Genomic DNA, 26216 nt, shown 5'->3' with positions numbered 1-26216 from the left:
GTGGCTCCACGGCTGGCCGTAGAACCACCTACTGAGGAATGTGAATGGCTAGGACTTCTTCTTCTTGTTCTCTTCAATCACGCTGAGGGCCTTCTGGAGGTCCTCAGGCGAGTCAGTCTTGAAGATTCCGCCTTCGCCCAAGTCCTTGCGGATTGCGGCTTCAACCTCGGGGTCGTGGTAGAGCTCTGCGATCTTCAAGAGCGTTGGGTTGGTCTTGTCTTCGTCACGGGACACGAAAGCGTTGATGTACGGCTTCGAAGATTCTGCAGCCGGATCATCCTTGGCGATGATCAAGTCTTGGCTGAGCTTTGCGGCCGTCGCGTAGTTGTTGTTGACGATCGATCCGGCCAAAGAGTCAAGGTTCTGAGCGGTCATCTTCGCGTCCATCTGCACCACGGTGACCTTGGAGTTGGCGGTGTCGACATCAGCTGGGGTGGAGGTGGAGTTTGCGCCACCCTTAACCTTGATCAAGCCTGCCTGCTCCAAAACAATCAAGGAGCGGGAAAGGTTAGTGGGGTCATTTGGTACGCCGATCTTTTCGCCCTGAGGGATCTCTTCAACCGACTTGTACTTCTTGGAGTACAGCGGAAGTGGGTAGATCGCGGTGGCGCCGATTGGCTGCAGGTTCTTGTTGTTGGCCACGTTGTAGGTGGCGAGGTACTGCAAGTGCTGGAACTCGTTGAGGTCCAACTGCTTCTGATCCAATGCCGGGTTTGGCTGGTTGTAGTCAGAGAAGTTCTGGAATTCGACCGTTACGCCAGCCTTTTCCTGAACAACCTTCTTGTACACCTGCCAGTAAGGCTCTGCACCATCAGAAACGCCAATCTTGACGGTCTTAATGTCAGTTGGAAGCGCGGAACTCGAACCCTGCGTTGCCCCTCCGCTTGCACCGCAAGCGGTGAGGAGGGAAACTGCGAGAGCTGCAACAGCGGTGCGGCGCGCAATGAGAAGTTTCTTGGTCATGATGCTCTTTCCGGCTGGAAGTTTGAGTAATGTGCTCCTCAAATTACGGGCAACGCCGCATGTCCAAAAACTAGGAAGTAACAATTGTGTCGAACTTAATACGAATCAGTCCGCAGTTTGCGTATTGAAATCGAAGAATATTTGATGAAGTGACCACATTGGTCCCACTTCGAAGCGTCACGGCACAGGTGTGGATTGCAATGATTCGGCGCTACTCAATACACGAGAAATTGATGTCTAGACAAGGAATTTCCCAAATATTGCGCAAATGTTACGTGGCGGTGTTACCTCTTGAAGACAGTGCCGAGGTTTGCTGACCAGCGGCGCTCTTGAAGGGTCCTCAAATGAAGTGAGCTCGGCACCGTGCGCGCGGTGATGCCGATGATTTCGCCGACGGGGTCGCCGTCGAGTTGCGCAAGAATCGGTTCAACCGTGCGCAAGGAGAAGCTCTCATCCTGGAAGTACTCGATCACCGGAATGCGGCGTTTCACCCGCACGAGGGTTTTGACGAAGATGCGTGCCCAGTCCAAAGGCGAACGTGGAGTCATGACCACCAGGTCGATCTTGCCGTCGTCGATCTTGGCCTCAGGGACTAGATCGAAACCGCCTTGAAGTCTGCCGCAGTTAGCGAAGACCACGGAGCGGACGTTGCGCTTTTCCCACTCGCCATCGCCCACGCGGAAGCTCACGGGCTTATTGCTGCCCTTCATCTTGCGGAAGCCAGCTTCCACATATGCGAGGGGTCCCACCTTCTTCTTGAGATCGTCGCGGGTGTCATCCATGACTTCAGCGTCAATGCCCACACCGCCCATGACCAAGAAGACGTGTTCGTCGATGGTGCCGTTCTTGCGTTCTAGATCAATGCGGACCGCATCGACGGGTCGCGCCGTTCCTTGCAGTGCCCAGTTGATGCCGTCTTTGAGGTCGTCGACGTTCATGTCGAGGTTTCGGGCCAAGAGGTTTCCCGTGCCCATGGGCAGGATGGCCATTTCGATTTGCTCTTCGCCCTCGGCGACTTCGCGCTGCACCAAGACCTCGGCGATTTCGCGGACGGTGCCGTCGCCACCGGCGGCAACAATCACGTTGTAGCCCTGCTCAATGGCGTCGAGGGTCATTTGACGCCCAGGATCATCCACGGTGGTCTCGAAATAGCCAGGTTCTGCACCGCCGGCGCGCTTTACCGCCGCCGTGAAAGTTTCACAGAGCTTGTCTGCGCCATTTTTGGACGGGTTTAAAATCACCGCAAAATGCATTTCGCGAATACTCAATGTGACGCCTCTCCGCCAAAGACCTGCTCTATTCCTTTGAGAATACATGGAACGGGTAACCTGTAACGGTGATCGACGTCAAAGAACTCACTGAAAATCCTGACCTTTTCCGTACTTCGCAGCGAAACCGTGAAGCGGACGAATCCCTAGTGGATCAGATCATCGCCGCGGATGCATCTCGTCGCGCCGCGATTGCCGAATTCGAGTCCCTGCGCGCAGAGCAGAATGTCTTCTCCAAGAAGGTCGGCAAGGCCAGTGGCGAAGAGAAGCAGGCTCTCTTGGCTGAGGTCAAGGAACTTTCCGCGCGAGTAAAGGAAGCATCCGCTGCATCCGACGCCGCGCAAGCCGAGCAGGAGCGCTTGGTCCGCATGATGCCGAACCTCGTCCTCGAGGGCGCCCCAGCCGGCGGCGAAGACGACTACACCGTGGTCAAGACCGTGGGCACCCCGCGCGACTTCGGCGCCGAAGGCTTCGAGCCACGCGACCACCTGGAACTCGGCGAACTCCTCGGCGCCATCGACATGGAACGCGGCGCGAAGGTTTCCGGATCACGCTTCTACTTCCTCAAGGGCGTCGGCGCCCGCCTCGAGATCGCGCTCATGAACATGGCGCTTGATCAAGCGGTTTCCTACGGTTTCATTCCGGTCATCACCCCTACTTTGGTGCGCCCGGAAACCATGCAGGGCACCGGCTTTGACGTAGAGCACGACGACGAAATCTACCGTCTCGAGCGCGACAACCTTTACTTGGTGGGAACCTCGGAAGTAGCCCTCGCGGGCTACCATGCCGACGAGATCCTGGATCTGTCCGACGGGCCCATTCGTTACGCGGGCTGGAGCACGTGCTACCGCCGCGAGGCCGGTTCGGCTGGCAAGGATACGCGCGGCATCATTCGCGTGCACCAGTTCAATAAGCTCGAGATGTTCATCTACGCGCCAGTTGAAGAGGCCGAAGCTGAGCACGCCAAGTTGCTCGCGTGGGAAGAAGAGATGCTCGGAAAGGTTGAGCTTCCGTACCGCGTGATTGATACTGCTGCTGGCGACTTGGGCATGAGTGCTGCTCGCAAGTTCGACTGCGAAGCGTGGGTTCCTACCCAGGAGCGCTACCGCGAGCTCACGTCCACCTCGAACTGCACCACGTTCCAGGCTCGTCGCTTGAACATCCGCGAACGTCAGGTAGACGCCGAGGGTAAGAAGGGTGGCACTCGCGCAGTGGCAACCCTCAACGGCACCCTCGCCACCACCCGCTGGATCGTGGCATTGCTTGAGCACCATCAGAACGCTGATGGATCCGTCACCGTTCCGGCTGCTCTTCGCCCATACCTGGGTGGCATGGAAGTTCTGCCAGTTCTCTAAAGTGCGCGCGACTCTCTTAATGGAGTCAAGCTATCTCAATTGAGCCAACCCAGACGCCGCTCAGGCACTTTGCCGAGCGGCGTCGTCGTACTGGAAAAATAGCGCACAAAAGGGCGGGAGCCCGGTCCAATTCAGAAGCGGGATCCCACCCTCTTGGCGAGTGCCGCTAGGTGCTTACTTGACGGTGATTTCGAAGACGCTCGTGGAGCCGGAGACTTCGTTGCCCACAACCACCAGCGGCTTCCCTGTAGGGGAGTCCGTCGCGGAGACGAAGTCCAAGCCTTCTGGGCCCAAGTCGCCGGTGTTGTTGGAGAAGTCGCGGTTGTTCACGTAGGTCACGAACTTTGCATCGCGAGGGTTGGTGATGTCGTAGACCATGACGCCGCCTACGCGCTCCAAACCGATGAACGCGTAGGTGCGGCCGTCGATCTTGCCCAGGCTCAGGCCCTCAGGCTCTGGGCCCTTGTCATCCGAACGGCCATCGAACTTCGCCTCAGTGTGGTTGGAGTTGAAGTACTCAGGAACAGCCTTCGCAACGATTTCCTCGAACTCGCTACCGGACTCGAACACCAGGTTGCCCTGCGGATCGAAGATCGAGAAGCCGCGACCGCCGAACGCGTAGAGCGTCTCGTAGCAAGATCCGTCAGCGTTCAAGCCCTGGGCGGTGGTGAGGTTTAAGCGGCCCAAGTTCTCGTCCTTGCGGAGATCCTTGAGGGACAGGCCAGCTTCTTCAGCAACAGACTCGCAAACCGGCGCGATGCCGTCCTTGCCGAAGTCCTTCATGCGGGATTCTTCGGAGTATCCGGCCCAGTCACGGGAGTCACCCTCGTTGGCGGTGACGAAGTAGTCCATGCCCTGAACCTTGTAGGTGCCCAAAGCATCCGGCATGCGGAAGCCCTGAACTGGCCAGGTCTTGAGGCCGATGGACTTGTCCTTGTCAGAGGCGTCCATTGCAATTTCGGTGCGGTCAACCGTGCCGAGCGGGAGGATCTCGAGGATCTGTCCGGAGTTCACGCTGACTACGGCAACGGCGTTGGCTTCCTGAAGAGAAACGTAGGCCTTCGCGCCGTTCTCAGAAACGGCGATGTATTCAGGCTCAAGGTTTTCCGAGACAGGGAACTCTGGCTTCACGCCGGTGGCGTCTTCGCGGCCGCCGAAGATGCGAACGCCTTCAGGCACGTTGTTCTCGAAAGCGTGGAAGCCTGCGGTCTTGACCTGGTTCTGGGCGATGGAGCCCTTGAAGCCCTTGGCGTTTGCCGCGAGGGTCTTCGGCAAAGTCACCACGGAGATGGAGCCTTCTGGATCCACCGAGTAGTCCTCGGCCGGTTCGCCTTCGTTGGCAACGAGCGCGGTGGCGCCGTTCGGGGTGATGGTCACCATGTCAGGCAAGGAGCCCACGCGCACAGCGCCGATGATGGTTGGCGCGTTAGCGTTGGCGTTGAAGTACACGAGCCAGCCAGCGTCCGTCTTGTTAGGAGCCTCAACGGCCACAACGCCGAGTCCGTCTTCACGCACAGCCACGGAGTTCGCCACGGCGCCCTCAGGGATGACGGAGCCGTCTGCGGACTTCACGCCGGCAGCGTTGATGGCGTATTCCTTGACGAGGTTCTTCGGATCGCTGGCGTCGAGAACATCTACTTCGCCGGCCTGAGCGTTAACGGTCAGGATGCGTTGGGATTCCGGCACGTACTGCACAATTTCGGCGGCGGAGGAATCGAAGATTTCGGTGTCGTAGCTGTCTAGCGGCGCGAGGGAAATCGCCGCGTTGTCAGACGAGTAGTTGACGGGAGTAGGAACAACTGCGGCGGAGGCTGGGACGGCCGTGGTGGCGCATGCGGCAAGGGCTGCGATAGCAACGATCTTGACGCCGCCGTGCTTCAAACCAAGGGTCTTCACGGAGGATTCCTTTTCAAGGTGACGGGTGAGAACCTGATCAATCTATGAATGCCGGGTGATGTTGCCGTGACAGGTGGCCTAATGCGGAGTTGCCGCCGGGTAAACGGCGGGTGAATTCTTTCGAGATTGCCCCTACTTTGGATAAGGCACGACGCCGCAGCTTTCGTCGCTGCCGAGCCTGTGGAATGCTTCTGGCCCGGATTTTGTTGTCCTAGGTAAACACTCACACTGTGCGTATGCCTGTGGATATAACGTGGGGTTCACCTAACCGACCACTTGTTTACTCAGAATTCATATGGCTTGTGGCATAGTTCATCGCCAACGACGGCGTGAGAATGGTTCACTAGAACGTATGACAACTCAGTTAGTAACCGGCAACGAGGACCGGACAGAAGAAATGAAAAGTGCAACATTGAACATCATGAACGGCGTGCACCCTGCCACAAACGGGGCAACTCCAAAGAAGCTCGTCAGCCTGGACGTTGACGGAACTCTCGTCAATCACGACGGCCACATGTCTCCACGAGTCCGCGAGATGGCTCAAGCGGTAGTGAATGAAGGTCACCACGTGGTGATTTCTACCGGCCGATCCCGCGGCGCAACGCTTCCCATCGTGGAACTCTTGGGCATTGAACGCGGCCATGCGGTGGCCTCCAATGGCGGCGTGACGCTACGCATCGACACCTCGGGCCCTGATGGCTACGAAGTCATCAACCGCGAGACCTTCCACCCGGGACAGGTCCTCGTCAAGCTTCGCAAGGCACTGCCGACCGCGAAGTTCGCTTTGGAAACTGTCACCGGCGAGTTCTTGGCCACTGAGCGTTTCCAGGATATGAGCTTCGGCGTGGATGCGCGTGGCGTGGCCTTCGATCAGCTCTTGGACGTTGAGGCCGTGCGTTTAGTGGTCTTCGCCACAGATACGTCCGCAGAAGACTTCGGCGATGCTGTGCAGAACATTGGACTCCACGGAGTCACGTACTCGGTGGGTTACAGCGCTTGGCTGGACATCGCCGGCGAAGGAATTTCCAAGGCGAGTGCTTTGCAGAACCTGCACGACCGGCTCACAAACGCCGGACACGTCATTTCAGAGACGGTCGCCGTGGGCGATGGCCGCAATGACGTGGAGATGCTCCAGTGGGCGGACCGCGGCGTGGCCATGGGTCAGGCTCCGGACGAAGTGAAGAGCGTCGCCAACGAAGTTACCGGCGGCGTAGATGAAGACGGCCTCGCGGACGTCTTGGAGTCATTGCTCGAGCGCTGATCGGGTTCGCCGATCGCATTCGCAAGTCTCGTTCGCAATTCGCGTGAGCTAGTCCCGCGGGTTGTAAGCGAGGGTGTCCGGTGCCAATGCAGTTGGACCGGCTACGAGATCGAGGAGACGGGCGGCTGCCGGACGGCAAGCCCACTCTTCGTTCCAGAAGGATCGCGAAATCGCTTTAGAGACGGCCTGGGTAGAAATGCCCAGTGCCGCAGCGATCGCCTTTTGCTGGCCTCGGACTCCGGGGACCATCAAGTCCAACACAGACCATTCAGCGTCCGTGCGAGTGAAAACAATCTGGGCAATGAGCCGCAAGACGGCTTCGGCCTCTGCCGCTACTTCAGAGCTGGGGCCTTCGACGGCGAGCGGAATGCGTTCGGTGGAGCGCTGTGCGCGGTTTACTGCCCGGCGCGCGTAGACCAAACCAAAACCTTCGGCGGTATTGATGCTCGCACCTTCGGCCATCTCTACGGGACCAACTCCAATACCGATGTGCCAACGGCGCTCGCGGATGGCTTCAAGGGCAACTTCCACGGCGATGTGGGCGGACTGGACCACGCCAATGGCCTCGTCGCCGATGGAACGCTGAAAAGGAACCAGGGCAGGAATGTCGCCGAGCGTTTCCAAGAGTTCCTCGACGCGATCACCAGATTCTTTGGAATCTCGCTGATTGATGGTGAGGACGAACATCTTTACATCTTCGCGGCAAATCAACCAGAATTGGTTGATTTCACGAATCGGCACGCCGCGAGGAACTGGATGCGAGGCCGGTGCCTCGCGCTTTAAACAGATGTGTGGCCAATTCTTGACAGTGTTTCGTGAAAAACCTGTCGCAAATTGGCCACACATGGCGGGTGACACTCAAACGGTGGCACCTAAAAGTGGTTAGACGTCGCGGCCCTGTGGCTCGTCGTCTGCAGACTCTTCGCCGTGCTTGGCGAAGCGCTCGATGGAACGCTGCAACTCGGCTTCAGCGGCTTCGCGGCCTTCCCAGCCTTCAGCCTTGACCCACTTGCCTGGCTCAAGATCCTTGTAGCGCGTGAAGAAGTGCTCGATCTCCTTGATGAGCCACTGGTCCACATCCTCAAGTTCCTGGATGTGGTCGAAGCGCTTGTCGGTTGGAACGCAGATGAGCTTTGCGTCTCCACCGCCGTCGTCCGTCATGTTGAAGACGCCGATTGGGCGGGATTCCACGAGAACACCTGGGATGAGGTCCACGCCTGGGATCCAGACCATGGCGTCCAATGGATCGCCGTCTTCGCCGAGGGTGTCTTCGAAGTAGCCGTAGTGCGTTGGGTACTGCATCGGGGTGAAGAGGACGCGATCCAAACGCAAGCGGTGGGTCTCGTGATCAATTTCGTACTTGACGCGAGATCCGGCAGGGATCTCAATCGTGACGTCGTGTGCCATAGGACTCTGACTTTCCTTCGCTATGTGAATTCACTTCCCGTGCGATTTCACTACCCGTCAGGGCATGACGCGGCGGTTAGTGTTAAAAGAAGTGCTGAGCCAAGGCTACAAGGCAAGGCGCGTTCACTGCTATTTGAGAGGCTCGCATGAAATGGAAGACCGGACAGCTCGCCCTTGTGGCGTTGTTCGCCGTCGTCGCTCTCATTGCTGGGCTGATCACGTGGGCGGGTATTGCTTTAGGTAAATCTGGTGAGGCGGCACAGTCGCCACTGAACCGCCCGACTCCAGCATCGTCGTCGTACTCCCTCTTTCCTCCCGCGCAGAACGCGAGCACGGAGGATTTCTCCGCGAAGTCGCAAGCGCTCAGCGGAATTTTTGATGGGGCGCAGGGGAACTTCACGGCGTCCGTTATGGATGTTTCTACAGGTGAGACGGTCTTTTCGCGCAACGGCGATGCCGCTGGTGTGCCGGCCTCGAGCCTCAAAACGTTGACGGTCGCGGCCGCTCTGCAGTCCTTCCCGTCCTCGCATCGCTTCGCCACCACCACGCTGTTGGGCGCGGATGGAACCCTGTATTTGCGCGGCGGCGGAGACGTTTTGCTGGGCGCCGGCGAGAATTCTTCGCGGATTTCGGGACGAGCGGGGCTTGCGTCGCTCGCTGAGCAGACGGCCAAAATTTTGAAGGACGACGCCGCAGCCCCCAGTTCCGTACGCATCGTGCTGGATGATTCGCTCTTTACGGGTGACGCCCTGTTGCCGGCTTGGGACAAGTCCTTGATGACGAGCGGCAATATTTCGGCGGTGCAGCCGTTGGCGATGTGGGGTGCTCGCTCGAGTGAAGCTGAAAAGGCTGGCCGCGTGAGCGATCCCGCGATGACCGCGGCTCAGGTTTTTGAGAAGGCGCTGTCTTCGGCTCTTTCGGGGTCAAAGACGTCCGTGTCTGGCGAGGTGTCGCGGGGCACGACGGCCGCCGATGCTCGGGAACTGACCAAGGTTGAGGGCGCCACGGTGTCTGAAGTCGTGGAGTTCATGGGTGAAGAGTCGGACAACTATGTGGCCGAGGCTTTGGGGCGTTTGATCGCATTGCAGCAGGGCAAGCCCGCGAGTTTTGAAGGTGCCACCGCCGCGATTCTCGAGAAGACCGCGGCCCTGGGCGTTCGGACTGACGGCATCCAGATGGTGGACGCGTCCGGATTGTCTGCGGACAACCGTGTGAGCCCGTCTCAGTTGACGGCCGTGCTGGCAGCGGCGTCTCGTTCTACCAACCGTGCTTTGCGGGATATGCCCTACGCGTTTCCGATTGCCGGCCTGTCCGGAACGCTGGATACGCGTCTGACGGACTCATCGGTGGCCGGTGTGGTGCGTGCCAAGACGGGCACGCTGGCCGGAGTGACCACGTTGACTGGCACCTTGGTTGATGGCACCGGGCGACAGCTCGTGTTCTCACTCTTTGCGTCGGACGTGACGTCGTTGTCTGATGCACGTGCAACACTAGACCGCGCCGTCGCTGCGCTCATCTAGTCAAGCTGCGACTCTCATGAGTCCGCTCTTGACGTGAGGCTGCGGCGCGACACTTAAAAAGTTCCGCGCTTCACCGATAACGAAATCCACAGGAAAAACTGGGGAATGCGTGGTGGGATAGAGGGAGCGGTGTGAGCCGCGCGACTCAGGAGGCGCAGTGTTGAACGCAACGGTTGAAGGCTCGAACGGAAACACCCCGAACGCATCGGGGCGGGAAAACCGCGGAGATTCCCTCATTGGTTGGGGCATCGCTGCGACCACGGCCTCCAAGGTGACCACAGCAGGTCCTCGGCTTTCCAGTAAGGAAATCAACGATGTTGTGGCCGCGTTGCGCGTGGCGGCTGACGAAGCTGTTGACCACGTCCAGCGCATCACGCAGCTTGAAGCGGCCGCGGGATTGCGGAATTCGCCCGTCCTCGTGGTGGACCGTGCGACGTGGGCTCAAGCGACGATCGAGTCTTTCCGCACGATGTTGTCGCCATCTTTGCGCCGGTTGTGGGACGCGAAGGGTGACACGATGTCCGCGGGATCTTTGGCGGTTTCCAGCGCGGTTTCGGGCACGGAGCTCGGTGTGATCACGGGGTTCTTGTCCGGAAATGTGCTGGGCCAGTTTGATCCTTTCTCGGGAACCAACGGGCGCTTGCTGTTGGTAGCGCCGAACATCGTGACGATCGAGCGCGAGCTGGTGGTTGAGCCTGCTGATTTCCGCTTGTGGGTGTGCCTTCACGAGCAGACGCACCGCGTGCAATTCGCCGCGGCGCCGTGGTTGCAGGGGCACTTGCAGGAGAACATCGAGAAGCTGACGGGCGGGTTGTTGAATTCGCCGGATGACTTGGTGGATCGATTGAAGAACGCCGCGCGTGTGGCGACTGAGGCGTTCAAGGGGCGGAATTCTCTGTCCCCTTCTTCCGCGTCTTCGTCTAAGTCGGGGGAGGTTTTGCCTTCGCAAAGCACGCTGATGTCCGCTCTGCAGACTCCGGAAGAGCGCGCCGTTCTGAGCCACGTCACCGCCGTGATGAGCCTGTTGGAGGGTCACGCGAACGTGGTTATGGACGCGATCGATGCGAGCATCGTGCCGTCCGTGAAGACCATTCGCCGCCGTTTCGACGATCGCGGCAAGAATCGCACGTCCCTGGAGAAGTTCATTCGCCGAGTGCTGGGCTTGGACGCGAAGATGCGCCAGTACCAGGACGGGCAGAAGTTCGTGCAGCATGCCGTGGACGCCATGGGCATGGACGGTTTCAACGTGGTGTGGGCCGGGCCGGAGAACCTGCCCACCGAACACGAGCTGCACAATCCGCAGGAATGGGTGGAACGCATGCGGGCGGCGTCGTAATGTCTGTGGCTCTTGTGTCTGCTCTGTCTGCTTTGTTCGCGGGGACGGAAATCTGTGGGCGGTAAATTACCGCCGTACGTCGCTGCCGCGCGGAATGCGGTGCAGGCTTCGCTTTCAGGTATTGGTTCTTCCGGGCCCGCTTTCGTCGCGTGTAGCGGGGGAGCGGACTCGCTAGCTTTGGCTGCGGCCGCGGGATTTCTCGTACGACGGCGGGGCCTGAACATCGGAGCCGTCGTTGTAGACCATGGACTTTTGCCAGGCAGTGATGCGGTGGCCGCGAAGGCGTCTGAACAGTGCCGATCTTTGGGGCTGTCGCCGGTTCATGTGTTGCGTGCTCACGTTTCCGGGAACTTGAACGAGGGCGATGCTCGCGATGCTCGCTACGCAGCGATCGACGAGTTTTTGTCTCCTGACGTGCCGGTATTGCTGGCACACACGCAGAACGATCAGGCCGAGCAGGTGTTCTTGGGGCTCGCTCGAGGATCTGGAACGCGCGCGCTCGCAGGAATTCCGCCTGTGCGAGGACGGTATCTGCGGCCGTTTCTGGGCCTGAGTAGGGCCGATACGGAAGCGATCTGCAAGCACGAAGGTCTGGACTTCTGGACCGATCCCACCAACCTGGAAACCGATGCTCTGCGGAACAAGGTCCGCCTGGAAGTCCTGCCGGCGCTCGCAGAAACCTTTAGCGACCTAACCGGACAGCTCGCACGAACGGCCGAATTGGCGCGGGATGACGCGGATTATTTGGATGTTTTGGCGGAGGAAGCGCTGTGGAATCGGGTTGCTGTTGACCCGTCTGTGCGTGATTCGGTTGCCTTTGATGGGACCCGGACCTTGGACACATTGGAATTGTGGGTCGACGCATTGCAGGAACTTCCTCGTGCGCTCTCGAGCCGGGTAATTCGGCAAGCGGCCGTGATGGTGGGAGGAAAGGCGCCAGATTTCGAGCGAACCCGCGCCGTTCTGGGCTTGTTGCAGCTGGGTCCGTCCACGGGCCCAGTGCAATTGGACGGTCAGGTGAACGTAATTCGCACCACTCTTACACCTCGTAAGCTGGTTTTTGCCTCCGTGCGGTCATCAAGCGCGCGCTAATGTGGCAATGTTAAACGCAGCAATTCTCACTCGCGCGTCAGCGCAATTGCACCCGAACAGGAGCACGGCGTGGATACTCAAGATGTAGCCAGCGATATCGAACACGTTTTATTGACCAAAGAAGATATTCAGGAGCGCATCAAGGATCTTGCAGCGCGCATCGATGCCGACTATGAAGGCCGCGACATCCTGCTTGTGGGTGTTTTGAAGGGCGCCGTCATGGTGATGGCAGACCTCGCTCGCGCCTTGCACTCCCACGTCACGATGGACTGGATGGCTGTCTCGAGCTACGGCTCCGGCACGCAGTCCTCTGGTGTGGTGCGGATTCTCAAGGACTTGGACACGGACCTCATGGGCAAGCACGTGCTCATCGTTGAGGACATCATCGATTCCGGTCTGACATTGTCCTGGTTGCAGTCCAACCTCCGCTCGCGCGGCCCGGCATCTGTGGAAATCTGCACCCTCTTGCGCAAGCCTGAGGCTGCCAAGGTCGAGATCGACGTCAAGTACGTCGGCGAGGAAATCCCGAACGAGTTCGTGGTCGGTTACGGCCTCGACTTCGCGGAGAAGTACCGCAACCTCGACTTCGTGGGCACGCTCGCTCGCCACGTCTACGAGTAAATCGTTGAGTTTCTGAAAGCCCCGGTTCGCCGGGGCTTTCTTTTTTGAGTACGACGGCGCAGCTTGCGTTTGTCTGTCGTCTTGCGCCCGTTTTTCACCCACAATTCTGGGCTTTGTGGATAGTTCGAATGTTTATCCACAATCGAAGACTGTTGATTCTAAGTGTCATAGGTCACGCATAGTGTGGGGGTATGGAAACAGTGAATCCAGCCCTCCTGAAACCTGATCCTTCGAGCCCTGTTCCTTCTAGCTGCGTCCCTGCGATTTCCACTGATGTTAGCCGCCTGTCTGTGGCTGAGCTGCGTGAGTATGTGGTGTCTGTGCATAACCAGATTGATGCCCTCGTGTTGGCGGTGGATGGTGTGGCTACCGGTGCGTGCGAGTTGGATCATCTGGCTGCTGGGGTGGAGGAGCTGAGCCATCAAGTCGGGCGTTTGCAGGTGAAAGCTGCGGTGCGGATGGAGTCGGTGGTGCAGGAGTTAAAAGACTCCCAAACTTTCACTCCGCGCCGGTCGAGGTTCCGGAGTGCGACGGATCGTTTGTCGCAGGTGTTGCATGTGAACCCGGCCGAGGTGCAGAAACGCTTGGACGTCGCACATGCGGTGTCTGAAGCTGTTGCTCCCGCTGTTGCGGACGCGTTCGCTCAAGGCCTGCTCACGGTTGGGGTCGCTGCCCGAATCATGAGCGCCCTGGAACGCCTTCAACCCGCTATTGAGCAGCTCTCACCAACACGTGAAGAAGCGGAAGCTCTCAAGCGGAAAGTCGAGAGTGATCTTGTGGGCATTGCGGTGTCGGGGACGCCGACGGCGATGGAGCGTCAGGTGCGGGTCTGGCAGCACCAACTCGATGCTCAAGGTGTTCTTCCCACTCGTGAGGTGAAGCGTGAGATTCAGGGTGCGTTCTTCAAAGGCAAGAAGATGGGCCTCTTTGAGTGGACGTTTCGTCTTGATGAGCTCCAACAAGAACAATTCCTCACCGCCGTCGCACCGGAGGTGAACCCACGGACTCCGGACCATGTGGTGGGCTCCGAAGATGGCGTGGTTCCGTTGCTGGATATCGACGGTCATGAAATCCCGGTGGCGATGGATGAGAGCGGTAAGCCTGTCGAGCCGCCAAAGGATGACCGCAGTCTGGGTCAGAAACGCCTGGACGGCTTGATGCATGCGGTCACTACTGCGCTTTCGACGGGGAAGTTGTCCCGTCATGGTGGGTATCAGCCGCAGGTTGTGGTGAACATTGACCATAAGACGCTTCTGGATGAGCTGACCACGCATGAGTTGTTCCGGTCTGATGCTGTGCACTCAGGGCCGATGAATCCGATGTCGATCCGCCAGTTGGCATGTAATGCGGAGTTGATCCCGGTGGTCTTGGGCTCGGCGTCCCAGGTGGTGGATGCGGGTTCTAGGACGCGTCTCTTCACCGCGGAGCAGCGAAAGCTCTTGTATGCGAGGGATCGTGGTTGCACTTTCCCCGGATGCACAAGGGGCGTGGATCGGTGCGAAGCTCACCACGTCCAGGAGTACTCCAAAGGTGGTGTGACCACCCTGGAGAACGCGGCCATGGTCTGTTCTCATCACCACCATCTGGTTCATGAAACCACGTGGAGAATTCAGATGCGCCAAGGTGTCCCGTTTTGGCAACCACCCCTTGATGAAGACCCGAATCAACCGCTAATGCGGAACCTGTACTTCCACCCCGAAAAAGCTGGCCAGCTAGCACTCTCCGCCTAAGTGAATTCCACGAGGCGCGTCTTTATTCACGTCTGCTTGTTCCACATCAACTAGCCCCACGCATCACCGTTTTTCCGAGACCGGTGCGGCAGCCAAACGGTGTCGATACGACCGCAAATTGATAACCACATAGGGACCATGAAAAGCAGTACAAAAGAACGCGGGGCGTCACGTCAGTATCGGCGTGACCCCCGCACGCGAACCACAGTGCCCACGATCGCAATGATCAAAGCAACTCCAAGAACCCACAGCTGAGGGCTGTTTGGAGTGAGCTGGGCTCGGAAGACTTCGATACCGTACTGCAGCATTTCGGATACTTGGCCTTGCAGAACACGCATGCCAACGGCGCTCTGTACCGCGGTTGCAGTGATGGGGATGAAGAAGAGGAGCGCTAGGTCGAGGATCCAGACCAGAAGTCGGGCGGCTGGTCGAACGCCGTACCAAGCGAGCGCGAGGCCAACGATGATTGCCGGAAGGAATCGGGAAATGTATCCAAGCCAGGTTGAGTCGCCAGGGATCGGTCCAGCGATGGTTGCCCAACTAGTAACCCATGAGGTCAGCGGTGCGGCCACGAGTGCCCACCAGATAGCTGACGGAGTAGGCGAACCGATGGCGAAGACGTAGGTGGCCACCAAGGCGAGGATGGAAAAGCAAATCATCCCCGTCAAGAGGCCCCAAAAGTAGATCACCGCAATGCTCGAGGCGCTGACTGCAATGCTCAATCCTTGAGCCAAGACCCAAAAGGACTGTGCGAGTGCGACAACCAATCCCAGCGCGACACCAAGGACGGCACCCAAGGCGACGCTGCGGCGTCGTACGGGAAAAATAAAGTGAGAAACGCATCCGGCAAAGGTTCCGGCAAATGCCAACACGCCCACGAGTCTCAGCAAGTAGTACTGGTTGAGAGGCAGGAGTGAGAACGGCATATTCTCTGGGAGCGTCTCGCGGATCCACATGTTCTGGAGCGGCATAAGTCCGCCGCTGAGAAGGTGCGGAGTAAGCGCGATTGCAACGCCGATTAGTCCGATCAGAAGACCAGAAATCACGGGAAGTAAGCGAGATGGCGACGACGCCGAAGAGCGGCTCATGTGAGGACCTTTCGAGGATGCGGCATCCAGACTACGCAAATATCGTGGAGGGCTCGAAAGCTCGGCGTGGTCATTCACTACGCCGAGAGGGAACTTTTTGAGCCCGCGGTGCGTGAGAACGTCGTGAAGTGCAATGCTTGAAACTAAACTTTGTACTTCACGTGGTCCCGCGCGCTCCTGAGTTTTAGTTTTGCGCGGGGGAACGACGGTTGGCGTCGTACTTTTCGACAAGAAGGGACGGGGAGATTTCTCCCCAACGCATGAACAAGAAGATCTTCAACAGTTGGCCATTCTGGGTCCTGATCGGTGCTGTCGCGCTGCTCATTTTTCTGCCGTCACTCACTTCGGGAAGCTCGGGCCGCGTTGATACCAGCATTGGTATGCAGCTCTTGCAGGAGAAGAAGGTTGAAGAGGCCAAGATCTTTGATGCCGATCAACGCGTTGACCTGCAGCTGAAGGAAAACCTCTCGCTCGACGGCGCTGACAAGGGTAAGAACGTCTCGTTCTACTACTCCACGGCACGTGCGAACGAAGTTGTCGATGCGATCAACACGGCAGAACTCAAGGGCTACACGGACCAGCCTGTAGAGAACAACTGGCTCTTGTCCATGCTCAGCTTCATTGTGCCGTTCTTGCTCATTGCGTTGCTGTTCTGGTTCTTGATGGCCCGCGCTCAAGGCGGCGGCAGCAAGGTCATGCAGTTCGGCAAGTCCCGCGCCAAGCTGATCACCAAGGACATGCCACAGGTGACGTTCAAGGACGTTGCCGGTGCGGATGAGGCCGTGGAAGAACTCCACGAAATCAAGGAATTCCTGCAGGAGCCTGCCAAGTTCCAGGCTGTTGGCGCCAAGATTCCTAAGGGCGTTTTGCTGTACGGCCCTCCAGGTACCGGTAAAACGCTGCTTGCGAAGGCCGTCGCTGGTGAAGCCGGCGTGCCTTTCTACTCGATCTCCGGTTCTGACTTCGTTGAAATGTTTGTTGGTGTGGGTGCTTCCCGCGTTCGCGACCTCTTTGAGCAGGCCAAGAACAACGCTCCAGCCATCATCTTCGTAGACGAAATTGATGCTGTGGGTCGTCACCGTGGCGCCGGTGTCGGCGGCGGCAACGACGAACGCGAGCAGACGCTCAACCAGCTCTTGGTGGAGATGGACGGCTTCGATGCCAACGCCAACGTCATCCTGATCGCTGCAACTAACCGACCCGACGTGTTGGACCCAGCTTTGCTACGTCCGGGACGTTTTGACCGCCAGATTCCAGTGGAAGCACCGGATCTTGCTGGTCGCGAAAAGATTTTGCGTGTTCACGCGCAGGGCAAGCCGATGGCCAACAATGTTGACCTCCGCGCCGTCGCGAAGAACACCCCGGGTTACACCGGCGCCGATTTGGCGAACGTGCTGAACGAAGCTGCATTGCTGACTGCTCGCTCGAACGCGCAGCTCATCGATGACCGTGCTTTGGATGAGGCTATTGACCGCGTCATGGCTGGACCGCAGAAGCGCTCCCGCTTGATGAAGGAACACGAGCGCAAGGTCACCGCGTACCACGAAGGTGGTCACGCTTTGGTGGCGGCTGCACAGCGTCACTCCGCTCCGGTCACGAAGGTGACGATTCTTCCTCGTGGTCGCGCTTTGGGTTACACCATGGTGGTTCCGAGCGAAGACAAATACTCCGTGACTCGCAACGAATTGTTGGATCAGCTCGCGTACGCCATGGGCGGTCGCGTGGCGGAAGAAATCATCTTCCACGATCCATCGACTGGCGCCTCGAATGACATCGAGAAGGCCACGGGCACAGCCCGCAAGATGGTCACGCAGTACGGCATGAGCGACCGCATCGGTTCCGTGAAGCTCGGCAGCGGAAACTCCGAGCCGTTCATGGGCCGCGATATGGGCAGCGACCGCGATTACTCCGAGCGCATCGCAGCTGTGGTTGACGAAGAAGTTCGCGAGCTTATTGATACCGCTCACGACGAGGCGTACCGCATCCTGACGGAAAACCGTCACGTGCTGGATCGCTTGGCTTTGGCATTGCTTGAGCGCGAAACGTTGAACCAGCGCGAGCTCGAGGAAGTCTTCCACGACATCATCAAGGCTCCAGCTCGCGAAGTATGGCTCTCTAAGGACAGCCGTCCCGTGCACAGCAAGCCTCCTGTGACCACGCAGAAGGAACTTGCCGAGCAGGCAGCCGCGCGTCAGAACAACACCGAGAAGTCCCCAGAGGAAGCTGCTGAGGAGCGTGACGGCCACGAGGGCGTCATGATCGATCCGGGCACTGCACCGAAATTGCCTGGCCACCAGCCGGGTGACGGCAACGACTTCCCAGGCTCGAATGGACCGGGTTCGAATGAACCAGGTTCGCACGGTCCGGGCGTTGGCGGTCAGGGTCCCACCACTGGTGGACCCATGACGCGGGGTATCTCCGGCGAGAACACCTCCGAAGAGCAATAGAACGTAACCCCGCGAGGGCCTAGCGGTAGGATCGAAAAGTGAGCGAAATCGACGACGACGTCATGCGTGGCCAGTACATCGCCCCGCAGATCGATCAGGAACGCATTGCCAAAGCGGTGCGAGAAATCCTTGAGGCGATCGGTGAAGACCCAGATCGCGACGGACTGCAGGAGACCCCTGCGCGTGTCGCGAAGTCCTACGCGGAAATCTTCGCGGGGCTCCACATGGACCCCAAGGAGATCCTCTCTAAGTCCTTTGATATCGACCATGAAGAAATGGTCTTGGTCAAGGACATCGCGTTCTATTCCACCTGTGAACACCACTTGGTGCCTTTCCACGGAAAGGCTCACGTGGGGTACATCCCAGGCAAGGATGGGCGCGTCACTGGGCTTTCCAAGTTGGCTCGTTTGGTTGACTTGTATGCCCGCCGGCCGCAGGTTCAAGAGCGCCTGACCACGCAAATCGTGGAAGCGATCGAGGAACTGTTGGAACCGCGCGGTGCCATTGTTGTTGTCGAATGCGAACATCTTTGTATGTCGATGCGTGGCGTGCGCAAACCAGGCGCAATGACCGTCACAAGTGCAGTTCGTGGGCAATTGCGGCAACCCGCAACCCGCGCAGAGGCCATGAGCCTCATTCTTGGAAAGTAGGTATCACATGTCCCTCGGCGCCATCCCCGGAACCGGTCCAGCTACGAGCCCACTACCCGTCATCAAGAAGTCCACTGTCAAAACCTTCGATTCTTTGCCTAAGGGTCGCACGCTCATCATGGGCATCCTCAACGTCACGGAAGATTCGTTCTCCGATGGCGGCAAGTACCTCAACGTGGATGACGCCATCCAGCACGGATTGCGCATGATGTACGCGGGAGCGGACATCATCGATGTGGGCGGCGAGTCCACTCGACCAGGAGCAGACTTTGTGGCTCCCGAGGATGAACAAAAGCGAGTCATCCCAGTAGTTGCAGCACTCGTGAAGGCTGGCGCCGTCGTCAGCGTTGATACCACCCATACCTCTACCGCTCGCGCCGCTCTCGATGCGGGCGCGCACATCATCAACGACGTCTCCGGACTCACGCACGAAGAGGACATGCCAGCCCTCATCGCTGAACGCGGTGTGCCATATGTGCTCATGCACCGTCGCGGCGATCAGCAGTCCATGACGGGTCTCACCGACTACACCAACGTGGTTGAAGACGTGGTCAACGAGCTCAAGCAGGTTCGTGAAACGTTTCTCAACGCCGGCGTGAAGTCGGACAAGATCATCATCGATCCAGGCTTGGGCTTTGCCAAGGAAGCGCACCACAACTGGGAGCTTCTCAAGAACCTAGACAAGCTCGAAGAGCTCGGTCACGACGTGCTCGTGGGTACGTCTCGCAAGCGCTTCTTGGGGTCCCTGCTGTCTGCGAATGGCAAGCCTGCTGCTCCAGTCGAGCGCGATCACGCCACCGCAGCAACCACGGCACTGGCAGCAGCCCGTGGCGTGTGGGCTGTCCGCGTCCACAACATTGAAGAGTCCCTCGACGCGGTCAAGGTTGTTGGTGCGTGGCTGGACCCTGAATCTATCGCAAGCGCGAAGAGCTAATTCGTGGACAACGTACGCGATGCCATCACGGTAACGGGCCTGAAGGCCACGGGTTATCACGGGGTTTTCGAGCACGAAAAGCGCGACGGCCAAGAGTTCACCATCGACGTGACGCTCTATACGGACATCCGCCCGGCTGCGGCCACGGATGATCTTGCGCTGACGCTCAACTACGGCGAACTCGCTGAAGTGGTGATCCGCGAAATCCAGTCTGGTCCTTACGACCTGATTGAAACGCTTGCGGAACGCACGGCTGCCGCGATTTTTAGCCATTACGACGACGCCGCTCGCTTAGTTGCGCTGGACCTCACGGTTCACAAGCCCCAAGCACCCATTACTGTTCCCTTTCGGGATGTCACCATCACCATCCATCGGGAGAGACCATGACTGAACCAATGACTGAAACACCGAAGCCGGTGAAGTGCATTCTCGCGCTGGGCTCTAATCTGGGCGAGCGCGCGGATACGTTGTCGTTGGCTGTCGCCGATCTTGTGGATCGCGATGATGTGCGCTTGTGCCAAGTGTCGCAAGTGGTGCAGACCAAGCCAGTGGGTGGACCCGATGGTCAGCCTGACTTCTTGAACATGGTCATGGAAATCGAGACCACGCTGGCGCCGTATGAGCTGTTGGCGCACTGCAACGAGGTCGAGGACAAGCACCATCGCGTCCGCGAGGTCCGCTGGGGTCCTCGCACCTTGGACGTCGACATCATCACCTACGGTGATCTGGAGATGGACGAAGAGCGCCTCACCATTCCGCACAAGTTGGCAGCAGAGCGCGCTTTCGTGCTGCAGCCATGGGCGTGGATGGATCCCGATGCAACGTTGCGTGGTGAATCTGTAGCTGTGCTGGCTCAAAAGGCGGTCGACGCCGAAGGTCTTGCACCGTACTCGCCACACGACGATATGTGGGAGTCGAGCTCGTAGTGTCCACGCTTAAGGTTTCCTGGCTCACGATCGTCATCGCGGTCGCCGCGATTGGTGGTTGGATCGCTCAGCGCATTGCCTCCGGAGCAGGTGTTGGGGCACCAGTTTTGCACTGGACGTCCCTCATCACGATGGCTGCCGTATCCGTGTTGGCCTTCGTCTTAGGTTTCCGCGTCTTGCGCTACCGCCAAGGCAAAGCCACTGTGCCCATCGATCCGATTCTTGCCGCACGCACTCTGGTGTTGGCGCAAGCCGGAGCGTACGGTGGCGCGGTTATTGGTGGCTGGCATCTGGGCATTTTGTTGGACCTCATGGGTGCCGGATCCACAGGTAGTGCATCCTTGGTTTCCTGCATCGTGATGATGGTCGGCGCACTGGTCATGGTTATTGTGGGATTTGTGGTGGAACGTTTTTGTAAGCTTCCGCCCGAGGACATGGACGGACCAAGCACGCCACTTCGTGGGCGTGGAACCAAGGGGGAAACCGAAGGATATGCCGCACGAACCCATTGATCCGGTAGGAATTGAATGGTCGCGCGTTTCGGAGAAGTACTTGAAAGTCCGAGTCATTTCGGCACTTATTGGCCATGTGGTCTTCGTGCTGATTTTGTCCGTTCCGCTCGTGATGCGACTCCTCGGGGTCTGGATCTGGCCCGCTGAATGGATCGCGTGGGCGCTGCCGATTGTGGGCCTCATCTGGACGATCATCGATGTTCTCTTCATCATCCCTCGGCAAGTCCGGGCCATCGGCTATGCCGAACGTCAAGAAGACTTGTTGATTCGTAGCGGCATTATGTTCCGCAAACTCATGGTGGTCCCTTACGGCCGCATGCAGTACGTAGACGTCGAGGCCGGCCCGGTAGATCGCGCCTTTGGCCTCTGCAAGGTCAAGATGCACACGGCTAGCCCTTCGGCGAACCCGGAGATCCCCGGCATTCCCGAGGCTGAAGGTGCTCGACTTCGCGAGCAGCTTTCCGCCCGCGGTGAAGCGAAGCTGGCCGGTCTGTGAGCATCGAGAGCCAGGAACAGTACGAGTCTCCATGGCATCGCGTTCACCCCATCTCGCCCTTCGTGCGCGGCTGGGTTGTTGTCGTAGGTGCCATCTACATTTATTCGCAGAACATTCTGAGTTCTGCCCTCGAGGGCAATCTCAAGGGCAACGTCTTCGAGCTTCCGTCTGAAGTCTTGTGGCCCATCATGGGTATCGCGTTCGGCATCATTGCGCTTTTGCTGGTGGGTTTTTACTTGTCGTGGCGCTTCACGCAGTACCAAATCACCGACGATCACGTGCGCACACGCTCCGGAATCTTGTTCCGGCAACACCGTCAGGCTCGGATTGATCGCGTACAGGCGATCGACATCGTGCAGCCTCTGTTGGCACGCATCTTCGGTCTTGCCGAACTCAAGTTTGAGGTGGCGGACTCTGGCCAGTCGGCCATGAATTTGAGCTACCTCAAGTACTCGGACGCCCAGACACTTCGCAATACGATCCTGGCCCGTGCCGCCGGGCTTCGCGCAACGGCACCACACCCCAGCGGAACGGATGATGCGCAGGAAACGCAAGCTGCGTCGTCGTCCTCTAGTAATGGCGTGGAGACCGCTGAAGCCCCGGAAATTGTGGTGGCCACGACGCCGCCGGGACGGTTGATCGGGAGTTCGATTCTGAATCCGACCCTCCTGGTTGTGGCGCTTGCGTTCTTGATTCCCGTGGTTATTGGCGGTGTTTTGCTCGAAACGCCTGCGACGTACGTGGGTCTGCTGCCGGGGCTGTTGAGCGTCGGGGCGATCGTGTGGAATGAGCTCAATAAGGGTTTTGGGTTCACCGCATCGGCGAGTCCGGACGGGCTGCGGCTCAAGTACGGGCTGACCGAGACGAGCCATCAGACTATTCCGCCGGGGCGTATTCAGGCGGTGCGCGTGCATGCGCCGCTCTTCTGGCGGCCGTTTGGCTGGTACCGAGTGATCGCGAATGTGGCTGGTTACGGCGAGGCATCGGGCGAGCAGCGCTCCATGTTGTTGCGGGTCGGCAAGCTCGAGGACGTCTATGCCGTGCTGCCGATTGTCCTGCCGGATCCGGGGACTGACCGACCGCTGGACTTGCTGACGGACGGGCTCAAGGACTCCACGGATCAGACCGGATTTACTCAGACTCCGCGCAGTGCCGCGTGGCTCTCGCCGCTCGCGTTCAAGCGTCAGGGGTATGCGAGTACGTCGACGAGCATCGTGATTCGTGGCGGGCGGCTGTCTCGGCATCTGACCTATGTGCCGCACGAACGCACGCAAGGTGTCCTCATGCATCAAGGTCCCATCGCGCGCCGAGCGGGAGTAGCGGATGTTGAGCTGGCGTCGACGTCCGGGCAAATTCTTCCGCGCGTAAAGCAGATGTCCGTGGCTGAAGCGCGTAGTTTGTTCTTGATGCAAGCGGACCGAGCAGCAACCGCGCGGCGCTTGCACGACCGCAACCATTGGCTCGTCGCCGAGCAGAACGCACAGATTTCTCCAGCGCCACCGTCGCCGCAATCATCACAGGAGCAACCTCATGAGTAAGCCTGGTCGTCTGGGCCTAGGAATCATCGGCGCCGGCAAGGTCGGTGCTGTGTTGGGTGCGGCCTTGCGCGCTGCGGAGCATCAAGTTGTGGGTGTTCACGCGGTGAGTGAGGATTCTCGAGAGCGCGCCGAAGCGCTGTTGCCGGGTGCACCTATTCTCGACATTCCGGAGATCGTGGAGCGTTCCGAGCTCGTTCTTTTGGCGCTACCCGATGATGCCCTCGGCCCACTCGTGAAAGGCCTCGCCGACGCCGGGCACTGGCAAGTCGGTCAGCTCGTGGCCCACACGGCCGGCCGCTACGGAACCGGGATTCTTGATCCCATCCGCGCATCCGGCGCTATCCCTCTGGCCATCCATCCGGCCATGAGTTTCACGGGAACTAGCCTCGACTTGGGCCGCTTGCGCGACTGCGTCTTCGGCATCACCGCGGACAAAATGATGCTGCCGATCGCCCAAGCTTTGGTCTTGGAGATGGACGCCGAAAGCACGGTGATCGCCGAAGAAGATCGCGGGAAGTACCACGCTGCTCTGGCCCATGCCTCGAACCATCTCGTCACGATCGCCGGTCAGTCCGCCGAGCTCTTGCGTAGCATCGGCGTTGAACGGCCGGACCGAGTCATCGGCCCACTAATGCGCGCTTCTCTTGAAAATGCCTTGTCAGCCGGGGAATCTGCGCTCACGGGCCCAGTGGCGCGTGGGGATGTGGGAACCGTGGAGGCTCACATGCAGGCGTTGGCATCGGACAACGTGACGGCAGATATGCGCCGCGCGTACACGGAGCTGGCGCGCTCCACCGCCCAGCGCGCGCTTGCCCGCGGCCTGCTCACCGAGAACCAAACCACCGCCATTTTGGATACTTTGGCAGAGCGCGGCCCGGAACACTCGTAAAATCAGTGTGTGACTTCTGAAGTTAACGCCTCAAATACCCCGTACGACGCCGCCGCTCAGCGACTGCCCATCCTCACTCGCACTATTGCTGAGTTCCGCGAAAAGACGCGGGAACTGATTGAGGCGCAGCCGCTTTCCGGCGCTGAGGCGGATACGGTTCGAGTGGGTTTTGTGCCAACGATGGGTGCGCTGCATGACGGGCACGGGACGTTGGTGCGCACCGCCCGCGCGGCGAATGATGTGGTGGCCGTGTCCATCTTCGTGAACCCGCTTCAGTTCAACGATCCCGTGGATTACGAGCGCTACCCGCGCACTCTTGACGCTGACTTGGAGCTACTGGGCCAGGCCGGCGCGGATATTGTGTTCGCGCCTGAGGAGTCCGAGATGTACCCGGACGGCGATCCCTTGGTGAAGGTGACGTCCGGAAAGCTGGGGGAGAAGTTCGAAGGCGCTTCGCGTCCCGGCCACTTTGACGGCATGTTGGCAGTGGTTTCTAAGCTCTTGCATATCGCTCAGCCGAGCTTGTTGACGTCGCGAAAAGTCGAATTCTCCGCATTCTTCGGGCAAAAAGATGCTCAGCAATTGGCCATCATTCGGCGCATGGTGCTGGACCTCGCGTACAACGTGGAGATCCAGGCTGTGCCGATTGTGCGTTCTGATCGCGGACTCGCCTTGTCCTCGCGTAACCAGTTCCTCTCCGAGGCTGAAGCCGAAGCTGCTTTGGTGCTCTCACGCGCGTTGTTCTTGCTCAAGTCCCGCGCGGACGCACATGAACCCCTCAATGTTGAGGATGCCGTTGCGCTCATTGATGCAGAGCCGCTCGTGGAACTGGATTACCTCGAAGTGGTTGATCCATCGACGCTCGAGGTCATTGGTGTGAACTGCCAGGACACGCCTTTCACCGGCCAAGCGCTTGCTTTGGTTGCGGCGAAGGTGGGTCCTGTGCGGCTCATCGACAACATGCCTCTAGGTTCCTAGCGAGTTTTCGTTCCCCAGGTATTGCTCGCCTGCTGCAAGTAAATGCGGAAGCCGTCGAGCTCTTCCATGATTTCTGCGACGGTTTGACCCTCATCCTTGGTGAAAGCTGCAGCTTCGCCGGCGTAGATGGGGAGCCTGTCTAAGTTGCCCGTGGTCTTTGCTTCGTTGACGCTTTGGGTGATGTCGCCGTTGGTGTCGACGGCTTGTTGGAGCTCATCTTCGCGGCCAGCCCATTCTTCGGCGAACGCGTTCTTGAGTGCGCGGCCGCCAAAGCCACGGTCCCATGGAAGCTTTTGAGCAATGTCGAACGCGTTGGTGTAGATGGTGTCGTCAAGACCGGCGTTTCCCACGGCGGACTTCTTGGTTTGATCCGTCAGGGACTCTCGAGCCGTGATGAATCTGGTTCCGACCCATGCGGCATCCGCACCGGCTGCAAGGGCAGCGGCTACTCCGCGCGCGGTTCCGATGCCTCCTGCTGCGATGACCGGTTTGTCGGTTGCGGCTTTCGCGTACTGGAGGAGCGGGAGAGTGGCGACTTCATTGCGACCATGCCCACCGCCTTCACTACCGCGGACAACCACCACATCAACGTCTGCTTCGAGGGCTTCGTCGACTTCTCGGGCGGAGCCGGCCTGAATGCTGGTGATGATTCCTAGGTCTCTGGCAATCGAGAAGGCCTCTGCCATCCGGGGATCGCTGGCTTCGACAAAGCTTGCGGACATGAAGTGCGGCTGATGACTAAGTACATGGCGGAGGAAAGCGAGGTCCTCGGTGAGGGACCAGCCGATGAATCCAACGCCCCATGGTTTGTCGGGGTTCTCGCAATAGCGGAACTGTTGAGCGAACCAGTCCTCTGTGCCCTTTGGCTCAATGCCGATCAGGCCCAGGCCGCCAGCATTACTGACAGCTGCGGCCAGTTCGCCGCCAGCAACACCGATCATGGGTGCGTTGATGACGGGGGTTGATAACTTCAGTTGCTCGGCAAGTGATCCACTTCTCATAAATCAATTCTGGCCGAAAAGCGCTCTTGGTGCGCATTTCTCGTGGATGGTTCTATATGGCTGACTTGGGAAAACCCCGGAATCTCGGGGTTTTTGACGCTGCAGACTCGGCTAGCAGCGGCGCAAGAGCCCCCCGATTTTGCAAGTGCCCAAAATCCGTGTAATGTTTTCTCTTGTCGCCGCGACGAGGACAGGCCGGAAAGGCCAGTCAAATCGGGCGGCCGAACCCTTTACAATTCAGTCCGAAAAGGACCGGGGCACTTTGCGCCCTGGGACAAAAAGATTGAAAGCGGATTGTAACGGAAACC

General features: G+C 58.9%; 24 protein-coding genes. 17 read left to right on the top strand and 7 right to left on the bottom strand.

What is annotated here, in order from left to right; genetic code table 11:
• Window positions 1–48 precede the first annotated feature (48 nt).
• A complete protein-coding gene (locus BKA12_RS09325) occupies window positions 49–963 on the bottom strand; it encodes a MetQ/NlpA family ABC transporter substrate-binding protein (protein ID WP_183642964.1) in 915 nt (304 codons plus the stop codon).
• A gap of 284 nt (window positions 964–1247) precedes the next feature.
• The gene (locus BKA12_RS09320; protein WP_183642962.1) at window positions 1248–2231 is read right to left on the bottom strand and encodes a diacylglycerol/lipid kinase family protein; all 984 of its coding nucleotides are present in this window, start codon (window positions 2229–2231) and stop codon (window positions 1248–1250) included.
• Window positions 2232–2299: 68 nt separating this feature from the next.
• Here BKA12_RS09320 and serS point away from each other — a divergent pair, with 68 nt between their 5' ends.
• Window positions 2300–3586, top strand: a complete 1287-nt coding sequence (gene serS / locus BKA12_RS09315; RefSeq protein WP_183642959.1) for a serine--tRNA ligase — start codon at window positions 2300–2302, stop codon at window positions 3584–3586.
• A 174-nt stretch (window positions 3587–3760) separates the two neighbouring features.
• Here the strand turns inward: serS and BKA12_RS09310 are convergent, their stop codons facing one another.
• A complete protein-coding gene (locus tag BKA12_RS09310) occupies window positions 3761–5482 on the bottom strand; it encodes a choice-of-anchor I family protein (protein ID WP_338087488.1) in 1722 nt (573 codons plus the stop codon).
• A gap of 397 nt (window positions 5483–5879) precedes the next feature.
• Here BKA12_RS09310 and BKA12_RS09305 point away from each other — a divergent pair, with 397 nt between their 5' ends.
• Window positions 5880–6743, top strand: coding sequence for an HAD family hydrolase (locus tag BKA12_RS09305; RefSeq protein ID WP_246361656.1), 864 nt, complete (start codon window positions 5880–5882; stop codon window positions 6741–6743).
• 48 nt (window positions 6744–6791) lie between these two features.
• Here the strand turns inward: BKA12_RS09305 and BKA12_RS09300 are convergent, their stop codons facing one another.
• On the bottom strand, window positions 6792–7430 hold the full coding sequence (locus tag BKA12_RS09300) for a hypothetical protein (protein WP_183644898.1): 639 nt from the start codon (window positions 7428–7430) through the stop codon (window positions 6792–6794).
• A 195-nt stretch (window positions 7431–7625) separates the two neighbouring features.
• Entirely contained in the window at window positions 7626–8150 is a 525-nt protein-coding gene (locus tag BKA12_RS09295) for an inorganic diphosphatase (RefSeq protein ID WP_183642953.1), read from the bottom strand.
• A 146-nt stretch (window positions 8151–8296) separates the two neighbouring features.
• On the opposite strand from BKA12_RS09295, the gene dacB reads away from it, so the two are divergent.
• From dacB to BKA12_RS09270, 5 genes are all read left to right on the top strand, one after another.
• Window positions 8297–9670, top strand: coding sequence for a D-alanyl-D-alanine carboxypeptidase/D-alanyl-D-alanine endopeptidase (gene dacB / locus BKA12_RS09290; RefSeq protein ID WP_183642950.1), 1374 nt, complete (start codon window positions 8297–8299; stop codon window positions 9668–9670).
• Between the two features lie 160 nt (window positions 9671–9830).
• Window positions 9831–11006, top strand: a complete 1176-nt coding sequence (locus BKA12_RS09285) for a zinc-dependent metalloprotease (protein WP_183644896.1) — start codon at window positions 9831–9833, stop codon at window positions 11004–11006.
• Between the two features lie 54 nt (window positions 11007–11060).
• The gene (gene tilS / locus BKA12_RS09280) at window positions 11061–12098 is read left to right on the top strand and encodes a tRNA lysidine(34) synthetase TilS (RefSeq protein WP_183642947.1); all 1038 of its coding nucleotides are present in this window, start codon (window positions 11061–11063) and stop codon (window positions 12096–12098) included.
• Window positions 12099–12167: 69 nt separating this feature from the next.
• On the top strand, window positions 12168–12719 hold the full coding sequence (gene hpt / locus BKA12_RS09275; RefSeq protein ID WP_183642944.1) for a hypoxanthine phosphoribosyltransferase: 552 nt from the start codon (window positions 12168–12170) through the stop codon (window positions 12717–12719).
• A gap of 191 nt (window positions 12720–12910) precedes the next feature.
• Window positions 12911–14449: an HNH endonuclease signature motif containing protein gene (locus BKA12_RS09270; protein WP_183642941.1), complete on the top strand. Its 1539-nt coding sequence runs from the start codon at window positions 12911–12913 to the stop codon at window positions 14447–14449.
• A 173-nt stretch (window positions 14450–14622) separates the two neighbouring features.
• Here the strand turns inward: BKA12_RS09270 and BKA12_RS09265 are convergent, their stop codons facing one another.
• Window positions 14623–15537, bottom strand: coding sequence for a hypothetical protein (locus BKA12_RS09265; RefSeq protein ID WP_183642938.1), 915 nt, complete (start codon window positions 15535–15537; stop codon window positions 14623–14625).
• A gap of 260 nt (window positions 15538–15797) precedes the next feature.
• On the opposite strand from BKA12_RS09265, the gene ftsH reads away from it, so the two are divergent.
• The 10 genes from ftsH to panC all read left to right on the top strand — a co-directional run bounded on the left by ftsH (window position 15798) and on the right by panC (window position 24907).
• On the top strand, window positions 15798–17984 hold the full coding sequence (gene ftsH / locus BKA12_RS09260) for an ATP-dependent zinc metalloprotease FtsH (protein ID WP_183642935.1): 2187 nt from the start codon (window positions 15798–15800) through the stop codon (window positions 17982–17984).
• Window positions 17985–18046: 62 nt separating this feature from the next.
• Window positions 18047–18634 (top strand): GTP cyclohydrolase I FolE, encoded by a 588-nt coding sequence (gene folE, locus BKA12_RS09255; RefSeq protein WP_183644893.1) that lies wholly within the window; start codon window positions 18047–18049, stop codon window positions 18632–18634.
• Window positions 18635–18641: 7 nt separating this feature from the next.
• Window positions 18642–19568: a dihydropteroate synthase gene (gene folP / locus BKA12_RS09250; RefSeq protein WP_183642931.1), complete on the top strand. Its 927-nt coding sequence runs from the start codon at window positions 18642–18644 to the stop codon at window positions 19566–19568.
• A 3-nt stretch (window positions 19569–19571) separates the two neighbouring features.
• Window positions 19572–19955, top strand: a complete 384-nt coding sequence (gene folB / locus BKA12_RS09245; RefSeq protein WP_183642928.1) for a dihydroneopterin aldolase — start codon at window positions 19572–19574, stop codon at window positions 19953–19955.
• Window positions 19952–20494, top strand: coding sequence for a 2-amino-4-hydroxy-6-hydroxymethyldihydropteridine diphosphokinase (gene folK, locus BKA12_RS09240; protein ID WP_246361654.1), 543 nt, complete (start codon window positions 19952–19954; stop codon window positions 20492–20494). The genes folB and folK overlap by 4 nt, the downstream gene beginning before the upstream one ends.
• Window positions 20494–21006 (top strand): DUF3180 family protein, encoded by a 513-nt coding sequence (locus tag BKA12_RS09235; protein ID WP_183642926.1) that lies wholly within the window; start codon window positions 20494–20496, stop codon window positions 21004–21006. Before folK ends, BKA12_RS09235 begins: the two co-directional genes overlap by 1 nt.
• Window positions 20987–21502: a PH domain-containing protein gene (locus BKA12_RS09230; RefSeq protein ID WP_183642923.1), complete on the top strand. Its 516-nt coding sequence runs from the start codon at window positions 20987–20989 to the stop codon at window positions 21500–21502. Before BKA12_RS09235 ends, BKA12_RS09230 begins: the two co-directional genes overlap by 20 nt.
• The gene (locus tag BKA12_RS09225; protein ID WP_183642921.1) at window positions 21499–23040 is read left to right on the top strand and encodes a PH domain-containing protein; all 1542 of its coding nucleotides are present in this window, start codon (window positions 21499–21501) and stop codon (window positions 23038–23040) included. The genes BKA12_RS09230 and BKA12_RS09225 overlap by 4 nt, the downstream gene beginning before the upstream one ends.
• Entirely contained in the window at window positions 23033–23929 is an 897-nt protein-coding gene (locus BKA12_RS09220) for a Rossmann-like and DUF2520 domain-containing protein (RefSeq protein ID WP_183642918.1), read from the top strand. Before BKA12_RS09225 ends, BKA12_RS09220 begins: the two co-directional genes overlap by 8 nt.
• 114 nt (window positions 23930–24043) lie before the next feature.
• Entirely contained in the window at window positions 24044–24907 is an 864-nt protein-coding gene (gene panC, locus BKA12_RS09215) for a pantoate--beta-alanine ligase (RefSeq protein ID WP_246361949.1), read from the top strand.
• On the opposite strand, the gene BKA12_RS09210 is transcribed toward panC, so the two are convergent.
• Complete coding sequence (locus BKA12_RS09210; protein WP_183642915.1) at window positions 24904–25908, bottom strand: NAD(P)H-dependent flavin oxidoreductase; 1005 nt, start codon at window positions 25906–25908, stop codon at window positions 24904–24906. The two genes, panC and BKA12_RS09210, sit on opposite strands and share 4 nt — an antisense overlap.
• Window positions 25909–26216 lie beyond the last annotated feature (308 nt).

This window comes from Neomicrococcus lactis (assembly GCF_014200305.1).
In the GTDB taxonomy this organism is placed as follows: domain Bacteria; phylum Actinomycetota; class Actinomycetes; order Actinomycetales; family Micrococcaceae; genus Neomicrococcus; species Neomicrococcus lactis.
Note: the sequence above shows the minus strand (reverse complement) of the source record. Positions and strands in the feature narration are given on the sequence as shown.